This is a genomic window from Streptomyces sp. NPDC059832, from assembly GCF_042731715.1.
Classification (GTDB): Bacteria; Actinomycetota; Actinomycetes; order Streptomycetales; family Streptomycetaceae; genus Streptomyces.
The window spans coordinates 327,244-345,819 of the sequence record NZ_JBHWIY010000009.1 but is presented as its reverse complement, the minus strand read 5'-3'; the positions used below and the strand labels follow the sequence as shown (position 1 = coordinate 345,819).

Sequence of the window (18,576 nt, the reverse complement as noted above, 5' to 3'; positions counted from 1 at the left end):
CCGACATCCGGAAACAGCCCCCGACTCCGTAGCGGCCTCCGGCGGACGGCACTGCTCTTCGCCTCCGGGCCGCGGGGGGGCCGGGCGGTTTCCCGTCGCCCCCCCCCAACACCCCCCCCGCCCCCTCGCCGCATTTGTTACTCGGTGTAACGGTGGAACCCTGCGCGGCAGGGCGAGTGCCGGGACAAAGTAGTCTTGAGCCCATGCCCGAACGCCGTACCGTCGCCCTTGTCACTCTTGGCTGCGCCCGTAACGAGGTGGACTCGGAGGAGCTCGCAGGCCGCTTGGCAGCGGACGGCTGGGAGCTCGTCCAGGACGCCTCCGACGCGGATGTCGCCGTCGTCAACACCTGTGGATTCGTCGAGGCCGCCAAGAAGGACTCCGTCGACGCCCTGCTCGAAGCCAATGACCTGAAGGACCACGGCCGGACCCAGGCCGTGGTCGCCGTCGGCTGCATGGCCGAGCGCTACGGCAAGGACCTCGCCGAGGCCCTGCCCGAGGCGGACGGTGTCCTCGGCTTCGACGACTACGCCGATATCTCCGACCGCCTCCAGACCATCCTCAACGGAGGCATCCACGCCTCCCACACCCCGCGCGACCGCCGCAAGCTGCTGCCGATCAGCCCGGCCGAGCGGCAGGACGCGGCCGTGTCCCTGCCGGGGCACGCCCAGGAGGCCGAGCCGGCCCCCGCGCCCGAGGACCTCCCCGACGGTGTCGCCCCGGTCTCCGGGCCGCGGGCGCCGCTGCGCCGGCGGCTGGGCACCAGCCCCGTCGCCTCGGTGAAGCTCGCCTCCGGCTGCGACCGCCGCTGCTCCTTCTGCGCCATCCCGTCCTTCCGCGGATCCTTCATCTCGCGGCGCCCCTCGGACGTGCTGCAGGAGACCCGCTGGCTGGCCGAGCAGGGCGTCAAGGAGGTCATGCTGGTCTCCGAGAACAACACCTCGTACGGCAAGGACCTCGGCGACATCCGGCTGCTGGAGACGCTGCTGCCGGACCTCGCCGACGTCGAGGGCATCGAGCGGATCCGGGTCAGCTACCTCCAGCCGGCCGAAATGCGGCCCGGCCTCATCGACGTACTGACCTCGACGCCGAAGGTCGCGCCGTACTTCGACCTGTCCTTCCAGCACTCGGCACCCGGCGTGCTGCGGGCGATGCGCCGCTTCGGCGACACCGACCGCTTCCTGGAGCTGCTGGACACCATCCGCGGCAAGGCGCCGCAGGCCGGTGCCCGCTCCAACTTCATCGTGGGCTTCCCCGGTGAGACCGAGGCCGACCTCGCGGAGCTGGAACGCTTCCTCACCGGCGCCCGGCTCGACGCCATCGGCGTCTTCGGCTACTCCGACGAGGAGGGCACCGAGGCCGTCGGCTACGAGAACAAGCTGGACGCCGACGTCATCGCCGAGCGGCTCGCGCACATCTCGCAGCTGGCCGAGGAGCTGACCTCGCAGCGTGCCGAGGAGCGCCTGGGCGAGTCGCTCCAGGTGCTCGTCGAGGCCGTGGACGACGAGGACGGTGCGGTGGGGCGCGCGGCGCACCAGGCACCCGAAACGGACGGCCAGGTGCTGTTCACCACACGCGAGGGCCTCGTACCCGGCCTTATGGTCGAGGCAAAGGTCGTGGGCACCGAAGGAGTGGATCTGGTGGCCGAGTGTTCCGAACTCGTGGAGGCGGCCAGATGACGGGAGTCCCGGCATCCGCGGCAGGCGGCTCCGGCGCGAAGCCGGTCCGCGGCGGCAAGCTGGGCACTGCGGCCGTCAATCAGGCCAGCCTGTGGAACATCGCCAATCTGCTCACCATGCTGCGGCTGGTGCTGGTGCCCGGCTTCGTGCTGCTGCTGCTGCACAACGGCGGGTACGACCCGGTCTGGCGGTCGTTCGCCTGGGCGGCCTTCGCCGTCGCCATGATCACCGATCTGTTCGACGGTCATCTGGCGCGCACCTACAACCTGGTCACCGACTTCGGGAAGATCGCCGACCCCATCGCGGACAAGGCGATCATGGGCGCGGCGCTGATCTGTCTCTCGTATCTCGGCGATCTGCCCTGGTGGGTCACGGGCGTGATCCTCTTCCGCGAGATCGGCATCACGCTGATGCGCTTCTGGGTGATACGGCATGCGGTGATTCCGGCCAGTCGTGGCGGGAAGATGAAGACTCTGGCGCAGGGGACGGCCGTCGGGATGTACGTCCTGGCGCTGACCGGTCCGCTGGCCACCCTGCGCTTCTGGGTGATGGCGGTGGCCGTCGTGCTGACGGTCGTCACCGGGCTGGACTATGTGCGTCAGGCCGTCGTACTGCGTCGCAAGGGGCTCGCGGCCGAACGGGCTGCCGCAGCGGCGGCCGCAGGGGGCCCGGGACCGGTCCCGGGCGCCACGGGAAGGCGTGATTCGGCGGAGGCCGAGCGGTGACCGCCGCGGCCAGGGTGCTGGAGCTGCTCGTGGAGCGGGGTGAGACCCTTGCCGTCGCCGAGTCGCTGACCGGCGGTCTGGTCGCGGCGGAGCTGACTTCCGTGCCGGGTGCCTCGCAGTCCTTCCGGGGCTCCGTGACGGCGTACGCGACGCCCCTGAAGCGGGATGTCCTGGGTGTGGACGGCGTTCTGCTGACGCAGCGCGGTGCGGTCGACCCGGAGGTGGCTCGGCAGATGGCAGCCGGTGTGCGCCGCGTTCTCGGGGCGGACTGGGGCATGGCCACCACCGGGGTCGCGGGCCCCGAACCGCAGGACGGCAAGGCCGTGGGCACGGTCTACGTCGCGGTCGCCGGACCGGACGGCGTGGAGAATATGGCCGAGCTGAGGTTGAACGGCGAACGGGCGGACATCCGTACAGAGAGCGTACGGAGCGTGCTCGAGCTGCTCTCCGCCGAACTCGGCAAGAATGCAAGGGCACAGGATACGGAACAGAACGGGGGGAATTGATGTTTGCAGCCCTGAGTGAACACGACATCGCTCCCCGCACGGCCGCGGCGCGAGGCGGTACGGTGGGGCGTGAAGGATGCGGCTACGCGGTCCGAGGAGGGAGCCACCGATGATTCTGCTCCGTCGCCTGCTTGGTGACGTGCTGCGTCGGCAGCGCCAGCGCCAAGGCCGTACTCTGCGCGAAGTCTCCTCGTCCGCCCGAGTCTCGCTCGGCTATCTCTCCGAGGTGGAGCGGGGGCAGAAGGAGGCATCCTCCGAACTGCTCTCCGCCATTTGCGACGCGCTTGACGTACGGATGTCCGAGCTCATGCGTGAAGTGAGCGATGAGCTGTCGCTGGCCGAACTGGCCGAGTCGGCAGCAGCCAGTGATCCGGTGCCTGTACCGGTCCGGCCAATGCTCAATTCCGTCTCCGTGACGTCGGTGGCAGGTGTGCCGACGGGACGGGTGACCATCAAGGCGCCCGCGGAAGCGGTGGATGTCGTCGCCGCCTGACCCGCGTGGTCCGGTGTGAAACCGAGCCCCGGTCGTCCCCCTTGAGGGGGCGGTCGGGGCTTCTGCATGTTCCGGGGGAGGGGCGGACGGGACGGGGTGTTCCGGCAGCGGGCTCGGGCAGCAGTCTGAGGGGGCGGGCCGGGGCGGCCTGCTAGGGCTGCGGTTCGGACGGTTCTCCCGAATGACCGTTTTGTGCGGTTTGTGCCATGGTGGGTGGTGCCGAACGGGAGAGTCGTTCCCCTACCCGAAGGAGTCACAGTGGTTGACGAAGGCGCCAAGGACAAGATCAAGGGCAAGGCCAAGGAAGCCATGGGCAAGATGACCGGCGACCGGCGCAAGGAGGCCGAGGGCAAGACGGACCAGGCCAAGGGCCGGGCCAAGGACACCATGAGCGACGCCCAGGAGCGCGCGGAGGGCATGAAGGAATCTCTGCGCCCCGACGACGAGCGCTGACCGCGTACACCGAGCCCCCACCCGAAACGGTGGGGGCTCGGTGGTGCCGCGGTGCCGTCCGTTCTGGATGCGGCCCGAGCCCGGCCGGGCGAGACTGCGGAGAGCGGAGCGTCGGCCGGTGGGATCGCGTCGTGATCGCGCACTCCGGTCCCGTGCCGGAGAGCCTCCGGCCGAAGCGGGGTCACAGTCCGGCACGTCGTGCCCGGGAGTTCCGGGCGAGAGCGCGCAATGGTCCGCGGCTGTGCACATCGCGCCGGTGGTGCGCCGATGCGCCCTCCCGCCGGGCGAGCGCGCCGCACTAGGTTCGGCCGGAGGAGGCAGCCATGGTACGGCGATGGGTACCGGCGCTCGTTCTCGGCGGGGTGTGGTGGTGGGCCGTGCTGCGGCTCGTGCTGGAGCCGGCTCATGCCGGGTTCGTCGAGGGTGCGGTGGCGGCGGGTGGATGGGGGCTGAGTCTGCTGCCCGTCCATGTGGCGGCGACCGCCGGGTCGGCGGGGGCGGGCGGTCGCGGTGCGAAAACGGGCGGAGGGGGTGTGCGAGCGGGCGCGGCCCGGTGGTCGGCTGTCGGGGAGCGGTGGGCGGGCCGCTGGTTCGATGCCGGCGCCCGGTGGGTGGAGCGGGGGCGGCGGGCTACCAGGGCATGGCTACGCCGCCGTTCGGGCGGAGGATCTGGCCGGTCATGAAGGCCGACGCGTCGGAAGCGAGATGGAGCACGGTGTGGGCCACGTCCTCGGGTTCGCCCACCCGCCCGAGCGGGGAGATCCGCGCCATCGTCGCCTCCACCCGGTGCTGCCGGTCCGCGTCGTGGCGGGCGGTCATGGGTGTACGGATCCAGCCCGGGGCGACGGCGTTGACGCGGATGGCGTGCGGCCCCAGTTCGGTCGCCAGCGTCTTCGTCAACTGGACGACCGCCGCCTTGGCCGCGCTGTAGCAGAGCAGTCCCGGGCCGGCGGAGTCGACCGCTCCCGAGGCCATGGTGATCAGTGAGCCGGGGGCGCCGCGCGCGATCATGCTGCGGGCCACTTCCTGACAGGCGTACAGCACGCCCTTGAAATTGACTGCGAGAACGCGGTCGAGATCCTCGTCCGTGGTCTCCAGGACGCTGCTCGAATGCATGATTCCGGCGACGGCGGCCAGGATGTCGAGGTCGCCGGCGGCGGCCACCGCGGCCTCGACCCGACTGCGATCGGTGACATCGAGGCCGTGGATGTGGGATGCGCCACCCGCCTCGGTGATCAGCTCCCGGGTTTCCAGCAGGCCCTTCTCGTCCAGGTCGGCGCAGTGCACGGTGGCGCCCGCGGCCGCGAGCAGGACGGCACAGGCTCGGCCGATGCCGCCTGCTGCGCCGGTGACGAACGCGGAGCGGCCCGTGAGGTCGTACGCGGTGAGGGACATGACCGGACGGTACGACTTGATCTGACGGATCGTCAACTAGTGTGTGGGGCCTGACTGGCAGTGCGGACACCAGTAGGTGGGGCGGGTGTCCTGATCCGCCGAGCGGATGGGTGTGCCGCAGCGCAGGCAGGGGCGGTTGGCCCTGCCGTAGACCCAGAGCCGCTCTTTCGGGCCGTATCCACGCGGGGCCGTGCCGGTGGTCGTGCGCATCGGGCGGTCGCGGTTGGCTTCGAGCAGCTGTTTGGCCGTCGTGACCAGGCGGGCAGCGGTGGGGGCGGCCAGGTCGCCGACGGGGAGCCAGGGGGTGGCACGGGCCAGGAAACAGAGCTCGGCCTTGTAGATGTTGCCGATTCCGGCCAGGTTGCGCTGGTCCAGCAGGGCTTCGCCGAGGGGGCGGTCGGGGGCGGCGAGCAGATTGTGCAGAGCGGTGTCGGGGTCCCAGTCCGGGCCCAGCAGATCGGGGCCGAGATGACCGACCGCCTTCTCCTCGTCCCGGGTGCGGAGGAGTTCGAGGACCGGCAGTCGGTAGCCGACGGCGGTGTGCTCCGCGTTGGCGAGGACGGCACGGATCTGGTGGGCGGGGCCACCGCGCCAGCGCTCGCCCGTGGCGTAGACGCGCCAGGCACCGTCCATCCGGAGGTGGCTGTGAAGGGTGAGGCCGCCCTCGATACGGGTGAGGAGATGCTTGCCGCGCGGGATGACGTCCAGAACCGTCCGGCCGGTGAGGTCGGCGGTGGCGAACCGGGGCACGCGCAGGTCGGAGCGGGTGAGGACCTGACCGGCGAGTGCGGTGTGCAGACGTTTGGCCGTCTGCAGGACGGTATCTCCTTCGGGCATGCCTCCATGATGCGGGGCGGGGAGGGGGTGTGGGCTGGTGTGCGCGGTGGGAGGGTGCGGTGCGGTGTACGGGGAGTGGGGTGCGCCGGTGGTTCAGGCGCGCAGGCGGAGCCCCCTCGGGGTGGCGAGGAAGCCGGCCGCCTCCAGCGTGCGGCCGAGTGGGGAGGTCAGGGACGGTGCGCCGTTGGTGCGCTCCACCGTGACCGTGCCGAGCGCCCCCGCGCGGGCGGCCGCCGCCAGTGCTCCCGCTGCCGCGAGGAGAGCGGGGTCGTCCGGGTCGGTGGGCCAGGCCAGCAGCGTCTTGCCGCCGCGCTCCATGTACATCGCCAGCTCGCCGTCGACCAGCACCACCAGGGCGCCCGCCTTGCGGCCGGGTTTGTGCCCGGCCCCGTCCGGCGGCTCGGGCCAGGGCAGGGCCGCGCCGTACGCATTGGCCGGGTCCGCCGCGGCGAGGACCAGGGCACGGGGCGCGGCGCCCGGCTCCGTACGGTCGAGGGCGGTGGAGGTGGCACGCAGCCGGTCCACCGCGCCGTCCATCGCGAACTGTGCCGCTCCCAGCCCTTCGACCACGTAGCCGCGCCGCGCCTGCCCGTTGTCCTCGAAGGCGGACAGGATGCGGTACGTCGCGGAGAAGCCGCCTTCGACGCCCTCGGCCTGGACCGCGCCGCGGGTCACCACTCCGTGGCGGTCGAGGAGTGTGCGGGCCAGGGCATGGGCACGGTGCGTGGGGTCGGGTTCGGTGGCGGGCAGCAGGGACCAGCGGCCCGAGACGGTGGGCGGGCCGGTGCGGGACGCGGGCCGGGCGGCGCCGGTGAGCGAGCCGTAACGCCCGCGCGGGACGCTGCGTCTGGCGCGGTGGGCGGTCGACCCCGCCGTACGACCGGAGCCGAGGAGCGAGCGCAGCGGGGCGAGCGTGTCATTGGTGAGCCGGCCCGACCAGGCCAGCTCCCAGACGGCATCGGCCAGTTGCGGATCGGTGCAGTCCGGATGTGTGGTGGCGCGGACCTGATCGGCGATCTGCCGGAAGAACAGCCCGTACCCGCCGCTCAGGGTGGCCAGGACGGATTCGTGCAACGCGCTGAGCTCCAGCGGATGCGGGGGAGGGAGGAGCAGGGGTGCGCTGTCGGCGAGATAGAGGGACAACCAGCCGTCCTTGCCCGGCAGGGCGCCTGCGCCGGCCCAGACGACCTCGCCGGTGGTGGTCAGCTCGTCGAGCAGCGCGGGGCTGTAGCCCGTGACCCGGCCCGGCAGGATCAGCTTCTCCAGCGCCGACGCCGGGACGGGCGCGCCCTGCAACTGCTCGATGGCGCGGGCCAGTCCGTCGATTCCGCGCAGGCTGTTGCTGCCCAGGTGCTGCCACTGGGGAAGGAAGCCGGCGAGTGCGGCGGGCGGGACCGGCTCCAGCTCGTGGCGGAGCGCGGCGAGCGAGCGGCGGCGCAGCCGGCGCAACACGGTGGCGTCGCACCACTCCTGGCCGATACCGGCGGGATGGAACTCGCCCTGGACGGTCCGGCCGGACGCGGAGAGACGTTGCAGCGCCCCGTCCGTGACAGCGGTGCCGAGGCCGAAGCGGGTGGCGGCCTCGGTGGAGGTGAACGGGCCGTGCGTACGGGCGTACCGGCTGAGGAGATCGCCCAGGGGGTCCTTCACCGGTTCGGTGAACGCCTCGGGGACGCCGACCGGGAGGGCGGTGCCCAAGGCGTCCCGCAGGCGGCCCGCGTCCTCGATCGCGGCCCAGTGGTCCGCGCCGCCTATCCGGACCCGGATGGCCCGGCGGGCCGCGGACAGCTCCGGCGCCCATGACGGGCGGGCGCCGCGCTCCGCCAACTCCTCGTCGGTGAGCGGGCCGAGGACCCGCAGGAGGTCGGCGACGCCTTCGACGTCCTTGATCCGGCGGTCCTCGGTCAGCCACTGGAGCTCCTGCTCCAGCTCCGTCAGGACATCGGCGTCGAGCAACTCGCGCAGCTCCGCCTGGCCGAGGAGCTCCGCCAGCAGATGGGAGTCGAGGGAGAGGGCGGCGGCCCGCCGTTCGGCCAGGGGCGAGTCGCCTTCGTACAGGAACTGGGCGACGTAGCCGAACAGGAGCGAGCGCGCGAAGGGCGAGGGCTCGGGGGTGGTCACCTCGACCAGCCGGACACGGCGTGCTTCGAGATCGCCCATGAGCTCCGTGAGCCCGGGGACGTCGAAGACGTCCTGGAGGCATTCGCGGACCGCTTCCAGGACGATCGGGAAGGAGCCGAACTCCGACGCGACCTGGAGAAGCTGCGCGGCACGCTGGCGCTGCTGCCACAGCGGGGTGCGCTTGCCGGGGCTGCGACGCGGGAGCAGCAGGGCGCGGGCCGCGCACTCGCGGAACCGGGAGGCAAACAGCGCCGAACCGCCGACCTGGTCGGTGACGATCTGGCCGATCTCGCCCTGATCGAACGTCACGTCCGCCGCGCCGACGGGTGGTTGCTCGCTGTCGTACGACAGGCCCGGCAGCGGTGCCGGGTCCTGGGCCGGGGTCTGGGCGAGGTCCTGCGCGGGATCGAAGTCCAGGAGGTCCAGACCCATCAGGTCGGCGTCGGGCAGCCGCAGCACGATGCCGTCGTCGGCATGCATCACCTGGGCGTCCATGCCGTACCGCTCGGAGAGGCGGGCGCTCAGCGCCAGCGCCCACGGCGCGTGCACCTGCGCGCCGAACGGGGAATGGACCACGACCCGCCAGTCACCCAGCTCGTCACGGAAACGTTCGACGAGGATGGTCCGGTCGTCCGGCACATGGCCGCAGGCGCGGCGCTGCTCGTCGATGTACGACAGGGTGTTGTCGGCGGCCCAGGTGTCGAGACCGGCGGCGAGCAGACGCTCCCGGGCGTCCTCCGGCGACAGTCCGCCGATCTCGCGGAGAAACGCCCCGAGCGCGCGCCCCAGCTCCAGCGGACGGCCCAGCTGGTCGCCCTTCCAGAACGGCAGCCGGCCGGGAACGCCGGGGGCGGGCGAAACCAGGACCCGGTCGCGGGTGATGTCCTCGATCCGCCAGGACGTGGTGCCGAGGGTGAAGACATCGCCGACCCGGGACTCGTACACCATCTCCTCGTCGAGCTCACCGACCCGGCCGCCGCCCTTCTTGGGGTCGGCTCCCGCGAGGAAGACCCCGAAGAGCCCCCGGTCGGGGATCGTTCCCCCGGAGGTGACGGCGAGCCGCTGTGCCCCCGGGCGGCCGGTGACCGTACCGGCCACCCGGTCCCAGACCACACGCGGGCGCAGCTCGGCGAAGGCGTCGGAGGGATAGCGGCCGGCGAGCATGTCCAGCACGGCGGTGAACGCGGACTCGGGCAGGGAGGCGAAGGGCGCGGCGCGGCGGAACACCGCCAGCAGGTCGTCCACCTGCCAGCTGTCCAGAGCGACCATGGCGACCAGCTGCTGGGCCAGCACGTCCAGCGGGTTGGACGGGACCCGGAGCGCCTCGATGGAACCCTCGCGCATCCGCTCGGTGACCACGGCGGCCTGCACCAGATCGCCCCGGTACTTGGGGAAGACCACTCCGGTGGAGACCGCGCCGACCTGGTGTCCGGCCCGGCCGACCCGTTGCAGGCCGGAGGCGACCGACGGCGGCGACTCCACCTGGATCACGAGGTCGACCGCTCCCATGTCGATGCCCAGCTCCAGACTGGAGGTGGCGACGACGGCCGGCAGCCGGCCCGCCTTGAGGTCCTCCTCCACCTGGGCGCGCTGTTCCTTGGAGACCGAACCGTGGTGGGCGCGGGCGAGCAGCGCGGGGGCGCCCTTCGCCGTACCGGACTCGGCCATGATCTCGGCGGGGGAGTGGGACTCGGCGATCGTCTCGCCGGTGAGCCGCTCGTACGCGATCTCGTTGAGGCGGTTGCACAGCCGCTCGGCGAGGCGGCGGGAATTGGCGAAGACGATGGTGGAGCGATGCTGCTGGACGAGGTCGACGATCCGCTCCTCGACGTGGGGCCAGATCGACGGCTTGTCCGCCTGGCCGGCCTGGTCGGGGTCGGTGGCGGGCGAGCCGCCGAGCTCACCCAGATCCTCGACCGGCACGACCACCGACAGGTCGAACCGCTTGGTGGACGGCGGCTGGACGATCTCCACCTTGCGCCGGGGCGAGAGGAAGCGCGCCACCTCGTCGACCGGACGGACCGTCGCCGACAGGCCGATCCGCCGTGCGGGACGCGGCAGCAGCTCGTCCAGACGCTCCAGCGACACGGCGAGATGGGCGCCCCGCTTCGTGCCCGCGACGGCGTGGACCTCGTCGAGGATCACCGTCTCGACACCAAAGAGCGCCTCCCGGGCGGAGGAGGTCAGCATCAGGAACAGTGATTCGGGCGTGGTGATCAGGATGTCCGGCGGCCGGGTCGCCATCGAGCGGCGCTCGGCGGGCGGGGTGTCGCCGGAACGGATTCCCACCCGGACCTCGGGCTCGGGCAGCCCCAGGCGCACCGACTCCTGGCGGATGCCGGTCAGCGGGGAGCGGAGGTTGCGCTCGACATCGACCGCGAGTGCCTTGAGGGGCGACACGTACAGCACGCGGCAGCGCTTCTTCGCCTCGGCGGGCGGCGGGACGGATGCCAGGGTGTCCAGCGCGGCGAGAAACGCGGCGAGGGTCTTGCCGGAACCGGTCGGTGCGACGACGAGCACGTCCGAACCCTCGCCGATCGCGCGCCAGGCACCCTCCTGCGCCGCGGTGGGCGCGCTGAAGGCACCCGCGAACCAGCCGCGGGTCGCGGGTGAGAACGAATCGAGCGCAGAGCCGGCCATGTCCCCCATCGTGCACCCCGCCACTGACAACGGCCCCGACCACCCTCGGCGGCCCCGCCCCGGAGCTGCGAGAATTCGTTCATGGCGGTGATACCGGAGGCGGGATCGGGGGAGTGGGCGAGGTACTGGCAGTACGCGGAACTGCCCGACCTCGATCTGCTGCGCGCCCGGTATGTGCGCCACACCTTCCCGCGCCACAGCCACGAGGGCTATGTCTTCGGCACCATCAGCCGCGGGGTGGAGGACGTCGGGCTGCCGGGCGGCACCGTCCACGCCGGTCCCGGCACCGTGGTCATGATCAACCCGGAGGTTCCGCACACCGCCCGCGCGGGTGTGCCCGAGGGCTGGGTGTACGCCACGCTGTACCCGTCCTCGCAGGTGGTCAACGACATCGCGGCCGACACGACGAGCCTGCGCGGCACGGTCGGATTCAGCGAGACCAGCGTCCTGGATCCGTACGTGGCCCGGCTGATCGGCGAGGTCCACCGGGCGGCCGAGGAGGGAAACGCGCTCGCCGCCGACACGGTGCTGCGGGTCATGGTCACAAGGCTGCTCAGCCGGCACGGCAGCGTGCTGCCCGCCCGCGCACCCCGCTCGGCGGGCGCGCGCGACGCGGCGCGGGCACGTGCGGTGCTGGAGGGCAGGATGGCGGCGCCGCCCACCCTGGAGGCGCTGGCGGCGGAGCTGGGCACCAGCCCGTTCGCGCTGCTGAGGGCCTTCAAGAAGCAGTACGGGATGCCGCCGCACGCCTGGCTCACCGATGCCCGGGTGCGGGCGGCGCGCCGGATGCTCGACGCGGGGACGGCGCCCGCGCAGGCGGCCACCGAGGTCGGCTTCACCGATCAGCCGCATCTCAACCGTCACTTCACCCGGATCGTGGGAGTGCCGCCCGGCGCGTACCAGCGCGAACGTGCAAGAACGTACAAGACCGGTCCTGATCTGCCCACGTAGCGTTCCGGTCGTGGCAGAACAGATAACACTCCCAGAGGGCGTCGGCGCATCGGCCGACGCACCCCACGGCAACGCGGCCGGCCCCGGAGCGCAGCCGGACGCGGCCGGGGCGAAGCCGGACGCGGCCGTCGTACGCGATGCGCTCGGTGTCGGCATAGCCGTCGGACTCTCCGGCTTCGCCTTCGGCGTGACCTCGGCCGGTTCCGGACTGAGCCTGCTGCAGACCTGCGCGCTCAGCCTCGCCGTCTTCACCGGCGCCTCGCAGTTCGCCCTCGTCGGCGCTCTCGCCGCGGGTGGCAACCCCTATACCGCGGCTGCCGGAGCCTTCTTCCTCGGCGTGCGCAACTCGTTCTACGGTCTGCGGCTGTCGCAGCTGCTGGCGCTCCCGCGGGCGCTCCGTCCCTTCGCCGCCCAGTGGGTCATCGACGAGACGACCGCCGTGACACTGCCGCAGCCGACCCGGCGGGCGGCACGGATCGGCTTCACCGTCACCGGGCTGACCCTGTACGTGCTGTGGAACCTGACCACGCTGCTGGGAGCCCTCGGCGCCGAGGCGCTCGGCGACACCGACACCTGGGGGCTGGACGCGGCCTCACCCGCGGTCTTCCTCGCTCTGCTCGCGCCGATGCTGAAGAGCACCACAGAACGCGTCACCGCCGCGCTCGCGGTTTTGCTCGCGCTCGGTCTGCTGCCCGTGCTGCCCGCGGGCGTCCCCGTCCTGCTGTCGGCGCTCGCCGCCCCCGCCGTCCTCTTCCTGAGCGGACGCCGCAAGGGCACGAGCCGGGAAACGGCCGTCACGGAGGAGAACCGATGAACGTCTGGATCGCCATCGCGCTGACCGCCGTCGGCTGCTACCTCGCCAAACTGCTCGGACTGCTGGTGCCCGCCGGTGTGCTGGAACGCCCGCTCGCCCAGCGTCTCGCCGCGCTCCTGCCCGTGGCACTGTTGGCAGCCCTCACCGCGCAGCAGACGTTCGGCGACGGGCAGCACCTGGCGCTGGACGCCAGGGGTGCCGGGCTCGCCGCGGCGGCGCTCGCGCTGGTCCTGCGTGCGCCCTTCCTCGTGGTCGTGGGCTCCGCCGTGGTCGTCACAGCGGGAGTACGTGCCCTCGGTTAGACCCACATGTGGGGACCTGCCGTGCGGGTCGCCCGTACGGACCTTCCGTGCAGACCTGCCATGCAGGCCTCCCGTACAAACCCCCTGTACAGGCCTCCTGTACGGGGTAGGCATGCGTTCGGTGAGGGGCTCGGTCCATTGGGCCCGAGCCCCTTACACACGCGCCCGTGGACGGCCGGTCTCAGTGCGCCGGCGGACCTGTCGGCGCAGTCTCCGTCATGCCCAGCCGTGCCGCGTCCCTCTCCGGTCGCAGGAAGCACACGGCGAGCACTCCGGCCACCGCCACGAGCCCGGCCATCAGCACATACGCCGAGTGGTAGCCCGTGGGCACGGATGCGGCCGCATCCACCATCCGGCCCGTGACCAGCGGAGAGAGGATTCCGGCGAGTGCGTAGACGAAGGCCATGGCACCCAGCACCACCCCGCGCTGCCCGGCGGGCGTGATCCTGGCGACAGCCGTCTGCGAGACGGTGAGGATCACATTCGTCAGCGCCATCGGACCGACCATCAGCGCGATCTTCACACCCACGGAGTCCACCTCGGCGAACACCGCGATCGACAGGGAGGCCACGCACATCAGGAGACCACCGCCGAGTCCCGCCGGAAGCCGGGGCGCGGTCCCCCTCCGGGAAGCCCGCCGTGCCAGCAGCCCGTGCGTCAGCAGCACCGCGGCGTTGCCGACGGCGGTGGCCGTCACCACTGCTCCCGACTGCTTCGCAGTCAGCCCCGAAACCTCGTGCAGATAGTCGGGCGCCCAGGTCAGTCCCGCCGAGAGCATCCAGTAGGCGGCGAACGCGCCGAAGGCCGCCGTCAGCCAGGTGCCGGAGAGCAGCAGTCCGCGATACGGAACGGCCGGGCGGGTCCCCTCGGAGCCGGCCGAGTCGGCCGTCCCCGGTGGTGGTGCGAGCGGCCCCTCCTCGCCCCGTGCGTACCAGCACACCGCCCACACCAGTCCGGCCAGCCCGACGACGCCGAAGGCCCAGCGCCATCCCCACGCATCGATCACCAGCGTCAGCAGCGGGGCGGACAGCGCCACCCCGCCCGCCGCGCCGACCATCATTACGGCGGTCGGCAGGGTCCGTTCCTTCTGCCCGAACCAGCCGTGAAGGTGGTGCACCGCCACCGGTGCGGCCGGTCCTTCGGCCGCACCGAGCAGTACCCGGGTCGCCACCAGCGTCCCGAAACCGGCGGCGCCGAGCAGCATCGGCAACTGCGCCACCGACCACAGCAGCGCCATGCCGAGCAGCAGCACGGTGGTGCGGACCCGGCGGGTCAGGAACGACACCCCCAGTGCGGCCAGGCTGAACAGGGCGAAGAACGAGGACTGCGCGGTGCCGAACTCACCCCGGGTCAGCCCCAGCTCGTCGCGGATCGGGCCGGCGGCCAGGCCCATGACGGTCTTGTCGGCGAAATTGACCAGCATGAAGGCGAGCAGCAGCCAGGTGCTGCCCCAGGCGCCCTTGTGCGCCCGCTCCTGCATCGCGGTTGCGCCGCCCGCCCGGAGCCGGCCGACGGCCCCGGCGGGCGTGGTCACCCGTCCTCCCCGGATGCTCCGCAGCCACACCCGTCCTCGTCCGCGACACCCACGCTGATCATTCCGGCGGCCCGCTTCCGGCCGTCGGCGGAGCGGGTCAGCTCGGTCTCCAGATCGGTTCCCTCCGCCACCGCGGCCGACTCCGCCGCCGCCCAGTTGAACACCCCCCGCGCCATGGTCGACGTCTCGGACGCCGCCCGCTGCCCGTAGACCCGTGCGCGTATCCGTGCCACCTCCACATCGGCCGGCGCCGCCAGCGCGGCGGTCTCCGCCAGATGCGAGGCAAGCCTCGGCTCACCCTCCTCCAGCAGCTTCAGCGCCCGCTGCGCAAGCACGGACGCGCCGCCCGCGGCGTTCGCGAACTCGGTGGCGACCGCGGCGTCCGGGGCCGGCTTGAGGTGCGCCGGATTCTGGTCGTACCAGCCGCCCCACAGCCGCCACAGATTGCGTACGACGAACTCCGGCTCGTCGTAGGCGGGATGCAGATAGGGCTTCCGCAGCAGTTCCTGGGGCACCCGTACGCCGTGCAGCACGGCATCGAGCCGGTGCCCGGCGTTCATCAGGTCCCGGGTCTGCTCGCAGAGCGACTCCAGGAGCCGGGCCGTGTCGTCGAGCGCCTGGTGCACCCGCTCCCTGCCGACGATCGGCACACCGTGGCCGGGCAGCAGCAGTTCGGCGCCGAGCTCCTGCATGGCACGCAGCGCACGCGCCCAGTCCTCCGGATACCGCTGCACCTTCTGCGGATTGCCCGCGTTGGGGGTGTTCCAGATGAAGAGGTCACCGGTGCACAGCGTCTTGAGCCCGGGGACCCACACATAGGTGCTGTCGTCGGTCTCGCCCTTGGCGTGCACCAGCTCGAAGGTCAGATCGCCGCGCACGACGGTCATCCGGTCGCGGTAGGTGGTGTCGGGGTAGCGGTAGGTGGACGGCCAGTTCAGCGACGGAACGCCGAACTGCCTGCGGTTGATCCAGGTGTTGTAGCCCGCAGTGCTGACGTACCGGTCGAAGCGGGCCGTGACCGCCTCGTGGGCGATCACCTCGGGACGGGGGCGACCCTCGCTGTCGGCCTGCTCGTCGAAGGGCGCGACGCCGAAGACATGGTCGACATGGCCGTGCGTGTAGACGACGGCAGCGACCGGCTGTTCACTGAAGGCGCGGACCGCCTCGCGCAGCGGAGCCGCTGTCCGCATGTCGCCGGAGTCCACCAGCACCAGTCCGTCGCCGGTGTCGAACACCGCCACATTGGCGAAGGAGGGCAGGAAGCCGACCCGCTCGCGCACGGTCACCAGCTCCGCGCCGGAGTACGCCCCGGACAGGTGCGCCAGCAATGTGTCCTCACCGTGCCAGACCCGGTCGATATAGCTGAGATAGTCCGTCGGCTTGTGCTCGGTCATACCTGCGGTCCCTTCGGTGCTGTGCGGGCGGATGGCCCGGAACCCGAGTGTCGGCCCCGGAGGTGACCTGCGACACCCGTCCTCGTCACACCTCGACCGGCTGCGTACTGTGACGCGTCACAGGAACCCTTCAAGGAGAAGGAGCACGGACGTGACGCTGTCCGACGGGGCCAGGGTCCTCGCTCTGCGCTGCGAACCCAGGGTCAACGAGCTGGCGCGGCACATGGCCCGTGAGTCCTTCGAGCAGCTCCCCGGGTACGCGGGGCTCCCGGACGATGTGAAGGACCTGGAGATCGCCGCGACCGTCCGGCACGGCGTACGCCTCTTTCTCCGCCGCGTCACCGAACCGCACCCCGGTCCGGGCGGACTCCGCCTCTTCCGTGAGCGGGCGGCGCAGCGCGCGGAGGAGGGCATGCCGCTGCATCTGCTGCTGCGCAGCCACGCGCTCGGCGTCTACGTCCTGTGGCAGTTGCTGCGGGAGACGGCGGAGCCCGGCGAGGAGGACGCGCTGATCGAACTGGTCGATCTGCTGCTCCGGTCGCACCACTCCCTGGTCGGTGCGGTGGCCGAGACCTATATGGACGAGCGGTCCGCGCTGGAGGCGGAACAGCGCGAGCGGCGTCGCTCCCTGGTACGCGGTTTTCTCGACGGAACGCTGGAACCCGGCCGCGCCCTGCTGGAGCAGCTCGGCCTCGACGGGCCCGCGCTCGTGCTCGCCGTCGCCCTGGAACCCTCGGCCGACGCCGGTGAGGCCCCGAGGGGTGAAGTCCCGGGAGGTGAGGCCTCGGACGGTGCTGGTCCGCGCGGTCCGGAACCGGGCGATCCGGAACCGGGGAACGCGGTGACCGTACGGCGCCGGATGCGGCGCGTCCAGACCGTGCTCGACCAGGCATTCGGCGCGGAGCTGCTCTTCCTCTTCGACGCGGGGGCCGGGCGCGCCGTCGTACCACGCGGAGGTGAGCCACCGGGTGACCTGGCCGAGCGGCTGACGCGCGCCTGCGGGGCCGGAGTCCGGATCGCCGCCGTCGCGGCGGCGACGCCGGAGGCGGTCCCCGAGGCGTCCCGGACGGCCGTGGAGATCCTCCGGGTCGCCCGCACCTGCGGGCTGCCGCCCGGACTGCACGTCCTGGACGACGTGCTCCTCGAATTCCATCTGTCCCGCCCCGGCCCCAGCAGCCACCGCATCGCCGCTCTGCTGGACCCCGTCGCGGGCCGCCCCGAACTGCTGCGGACCCTCCGCACCCACCTGGCGCAGCACCAGGACCGACGCCTCACGGCGGCTCTGCTGGGGCTGCACCCCAACACCGTCGACAACCGCCTGGCCAGGCTCACCGAGCTGACCGGCCTCGATCCGTCGTCGCCACGCGGCGCCGCGCTCGCCATCGCGGCCCTGCTGCTGCGCGACACCGCCGCCGGGCCCGACGGAGCTTCCGCAGCCGGCTGACCGCCGGCACCCGCACCGACGACCGGGTCTCAGTCGAGGCTGCGTCCATGGGCGCGCAGCGTCAGAAGCGCCTTGAGCGTCACGATGGGCCGCCCCTCCAGAGCCGTCCCCGGTGCCCACTGCCGCCAGTTGACCGGCCAGCCGCCGTCCGCCTGCTGCTCGGCCGCGAGATGGTCGAGCGAACGGGACAGCTCCTGGTCGGTGAACCAGTGACGGGCGAGCGACTCGGGTGTACGGGCGTAGTCGTACGGAAAGTGCTGCTCACCCGGCGCGTACCCGGCTGCGACGGGGTACCCGGCGCGCTGCTCCGGATCCAGTACGGCGAGCCGCTGATCCCGCACCAGCCGCCCGAGCCGGTCGGCCGCCGCCTCCGCCCGTGCCCGGTCCGGGGCGCCGTCCAGAAAGGCGAGCGCCGCCTCGATCTCGTACGGGTGCGACCGGTCCAGGGCGTCCACCGCGGCCCAGCAGAAGTCGGTGGCCCGAAACAGCCAGGCATGCCACACCGCGTTGCGGTGCAGGAGCCCGACGACGGGGCCGGTGGCCAACAGCTCGGCGGGAGGATCGTCGACGATCGGGATGAACGGCGCGGCGGGATAGCCACGCTGCGTCGGCAGGAGGGCGGGCAGCGCGCCCTCCTTGGTCGACACCCCGGTGAGGAAGCGGCAGATCCGCTCCACCCGCAGCCCGTCGCAGCGCCCGATGGAGTCCAGCACATTGAGCGCGTGCGCGGTGTGCAGTGGCTGACTGACGGGGCCGCGCAGATCGGGTTCGAGCGCGTTCCCGTAGCCGCCGTCCTCGTTCAGATAGGCGGCGAGTGCGGTTTCCACGGCGTCCGCACTTCCTTCCAGGAAGTGATGGGCGAACCGCCGTTGTTCCAGGACACGGGCCGTGAGCCAGATGAACTGCTCGGCACGGTTGAGGGGACTTGTTCCGGTTCCAGCCATGGACCGACCGTAGGCCGGTAAGCGCTCTCAACAAGACGTAGCGGCCCGGCTGCACTCTCAGGAGCGGGATACTGAGGTCATGCGGTTGACGATTTTCTGGGAACGGATGGCAGACCACTTCGGCGCGGGGTACGCCGACTCCTTCGCGCGCGATCATGTGATGGCCGAGCTCGGCGGGCAGACCGTGCACCAGGCGCTGGCCGCGGGCTGGGAGACCAAGGACGTCTGGCGCGGCGTCTGCACGGCGGTCGGCATCCCCGCGGACAAGCGCTGACTCCAGGTTCGTATCCGCGGTTCGCCCACGGCCCACCTGCACAGATTTCCGGCCCGTCAGCGGCCGGACC

Annotated in this window: 16 protein-coding genes; 10 read left to right on the top strand and 6 right to left on the bottom strand. The window is 72.0% G+C overall.

The genetic code is table 11. The annotated features are described in order from the left end of the window. Positions 1-203: 203 nt before the first annotated feature. The 5 genes from rimO (at position 204) to ACFV8T_RS18980 (ending at position 3,856) form a co-directional block, all read left to right on the top strand. A complete protein-coding gene (gene rimO / locus ACFV8T_RS19000) occupies positions 204-1,679 on the top strand; it encodes a 30S ribosomal protein S12 methylthiotransferase RimO (protein WP_385328777.1) in 1,476 nt (491 codons plus the stop codon). After that, positions 1,676-2,404, top strand: a complete 729-nt coding sequence (gene pgsA / locus ACFV8T_RS18995; RefSeq protein WP_385328775.1) for a CDP-diacylglycerol--glycerol-3-phosphate 3-phosphatidyltransferase — start codon at positions 1,676-1,678, stop codon at positions 2,402-2,404. Before rimO ends, pgsA begins: the two co-directional genes overlap by 4 nt. Beyond that, positions 2,401-2,910, top strand: coding sequence for a CinA family protein (locus ACFV8T_RS18990; RefSeq protein ID WP_385328774.1), 510 nt, complete (start codon positions 2,401-2,403; stop codon positions 2,908-2,910). Before pgsA ends, ACFV8T_RS18990 begins: the two co-directional genes overlap by 4 nt. 109 nt (positions 2,911-3,019) lie before the next feature. After that, positions 3,020-3,403 carry a helix-turn-helix domain-containing protein gene (locus tag ACFV8T_RS18985; RefSeq protein WP_018105285.1) on the top strand — a complete coding sequence of 128 codons (384 nt, stop codon included), beginning with the start codon at positions 3,020-3,022 and terminating at the stop codon, positions 3,401-3,403. 258 nt (positions 3,404-3,661) lie between these two features. After that, positions 3,662-3,856 carry a CsbD family protein gene (locus tag ACFV8T_RS18980; RefSeq protein ID WP_385328772.1) on the top strand — a complete coding sequence of 65 codons (195 nt, stop codon included), beginning with the start codon at positions 3,662-3,664 and terminating at the stop codon, positions 3,854-3,856. Positions 3,857-4,486: 630 nt separating this feature from the next. Here the strand turns inward: ACFV8T_RS18980 and ACFV8T_RS18975 are convergent. The 3 genes from ACFV8T_RS18975 to ACFV8T_RS18965 all read right to left on the bottom strand — a co-directional run bounded on the left by ACFV8T_RS18975 (position 4,487) and on the right by ACFV8T_RS18965 (position 10,849). Further along, a complete protein-coding gene (locus ACFV8T_RS18975) occupies positions 4,487-5,251 on the bottom strand; it encodes an SDR family NAD(P)-dependent oxidoreductase (protein WP_385328770.1) in 765 nt (254 codons plus the stop codon). A 36-nt stretch (positions 5,252-5,287) separates the two neighbouring features. Beyond that, a complete protein-coding gene (locus tag ACFV8T_RS18970) occupies positions 5,288-6,088 on the bottom strand; it encodes a DNA-formamidopyrimidine glycosylase family protein (protein ID WP_385328768.1) in 801 nt (266 codons plus the stop codon). A gap of 93 nt (positions 6,089-6,181) precedes the next feature. Next, positions 6,182-10,849, bottom strand: a complete 4,668-nt coding sequence (locus ACFV8T_RS18965; protein ID WP_385328766.1) for a DEAD/DEAH box helicase — start codon at positions 10,847-10,849, stop codon at positions 6,182-6,184. Between the two features lie 81 nt (positions 10,850-10,930). Here ACFV8T_RS18965 and ACFV8T_RS18960 point away from each other — a divergent pair, with 81 nt between their 5' ends. Genes ACFV8T_RS18960 through ACFV8T_RS18950 form a run of 3 tightly spaced genes read left to right on the top strand, consistent with a single transcriptional unit; the run spans position 10,931 to position 12,916 of the window. Continuing rightward, the gene (locus tag ACFV8T_RS18960) at positions 10,931-11,800 is read left to right on the top strand and encodes an AraC family transcriptional regulator (RefSeq protein ID WP_385328765.1); all 870 of its coding nucleotides are present in this window, start codon (positions 10,931-10,933) and stop codon (positions 11,798-11,800) included. A 10-nt stretch (positions 11,801-11,810) separates the two neighbouring features. Then, complete coding sequence (locus tag ACFV8T_RS18955) at positions 11,811-12,614, top strand: AzlC family ABC transporter permease (protein WP_385328763.1); 804 nt, start codon at positions 11,811-11,813, stop codon at positions 12,612-12,614. Further along, positions 12,611-12,916: an AzlD domain-containing protein gene (locus ACFV8T_RS18950; RefSeq protein ID WP_093539376.1), complete on the top strand. Its 306-nt coding sequence runs from the start codon at positions 12,611-12,613 to the stop codon at positions 12,914-12,916. The genes ACFV8T_RS18955 and ACFV8T_RS18950 overlap by 4 nt, the downstream gene beginning before the upstream one ends. Positions 12,917-13,097: 181 nt before the next feature. On the opposite strand, the gene ACFV8T_RS18945 is transcribed toward ACFV8T_RS18950, so the two are convergent. Together ACFV8T_RS18945 and ACFV8T_RS18940 are read right to left on the bottom strand one after the other, a co-directional pair. After that, positions 13,098-14,450 carry an MFS transporter gene (locus ACFV8T_RS18945; protein ID WP_385328761.1) on the bottom strand — a complete coding sequence of 451 codons (1,353 nt, stop codon included), beginning with the start codon at positions 14,448-14,450 and terminating at the stop codon, positions 13,098-13,100. Beyond that, complete coding sequence (locus ACFV8T_RS18940) at positions 14,447-15,844, bottom strand: alkyl sulfatase dimerization domain-containing protein (RefSeq protein WP_385328760.1); 1,398 nt, start codon at positions 15,842-15,844, stop codon at positions 14,447-14,449. The genes ACFV8T_RS18945 and ACFV8T_RS18940 overlap by 4 nt, the downstream gene beginning before the upstream one ends. A 151-nt stretch (positions 15,845-15,995) precedes the next feature. Here ACFV8T_RS18940 and ACFV8T_RS18935 point away from each other — a divergent pair, with 151 nt between their 5' ends. Next, complete coding sequence (locus ACFV8T_RS18935; RefSeq protein ID WP_385328758.1) at positions 15,996-17,288, top strand: PucR family transcriptional regulator; 1,293 nt, start codon at positions 15,996-15,998, stop codon at positions 17,286-17,288. Positions 17,289-17,317: 29 nt separating this feature from the next. Here ACFV8T_RS18935 and ACFV8T_RS18930 read toward each other — a convergent pair whose 3' ends face one another. Then, entirely contained in the window at positions 17,318-18,232 is a 915-nt protein-coding gene (locus tag ACFV8T_RS18930; RefSeq protein ID WP_385328757.1) for a hypothetical protein, read from the bottom strand. A 79-nt stretch (positions 18,233-18,311) separates the two neighbouring features. Between ACFV8T_RS18930 and ACFV8T_RS18925 the strand changes: the two genes are divergently transcribed. After that, on the top strand, positions 18,312-18,506 hold the full coding sequence (locus ACFV8T_RS18925; protein WP_114247022.1) for a DUF3046 domain-containing protein: 195 nt from the start codon (positions 18,312-18,314) through the stop codon (positions 18,504-18,506). The last annotated feature ends 70 nt before the right edge of the window (positions 18,507-18,576 follow it).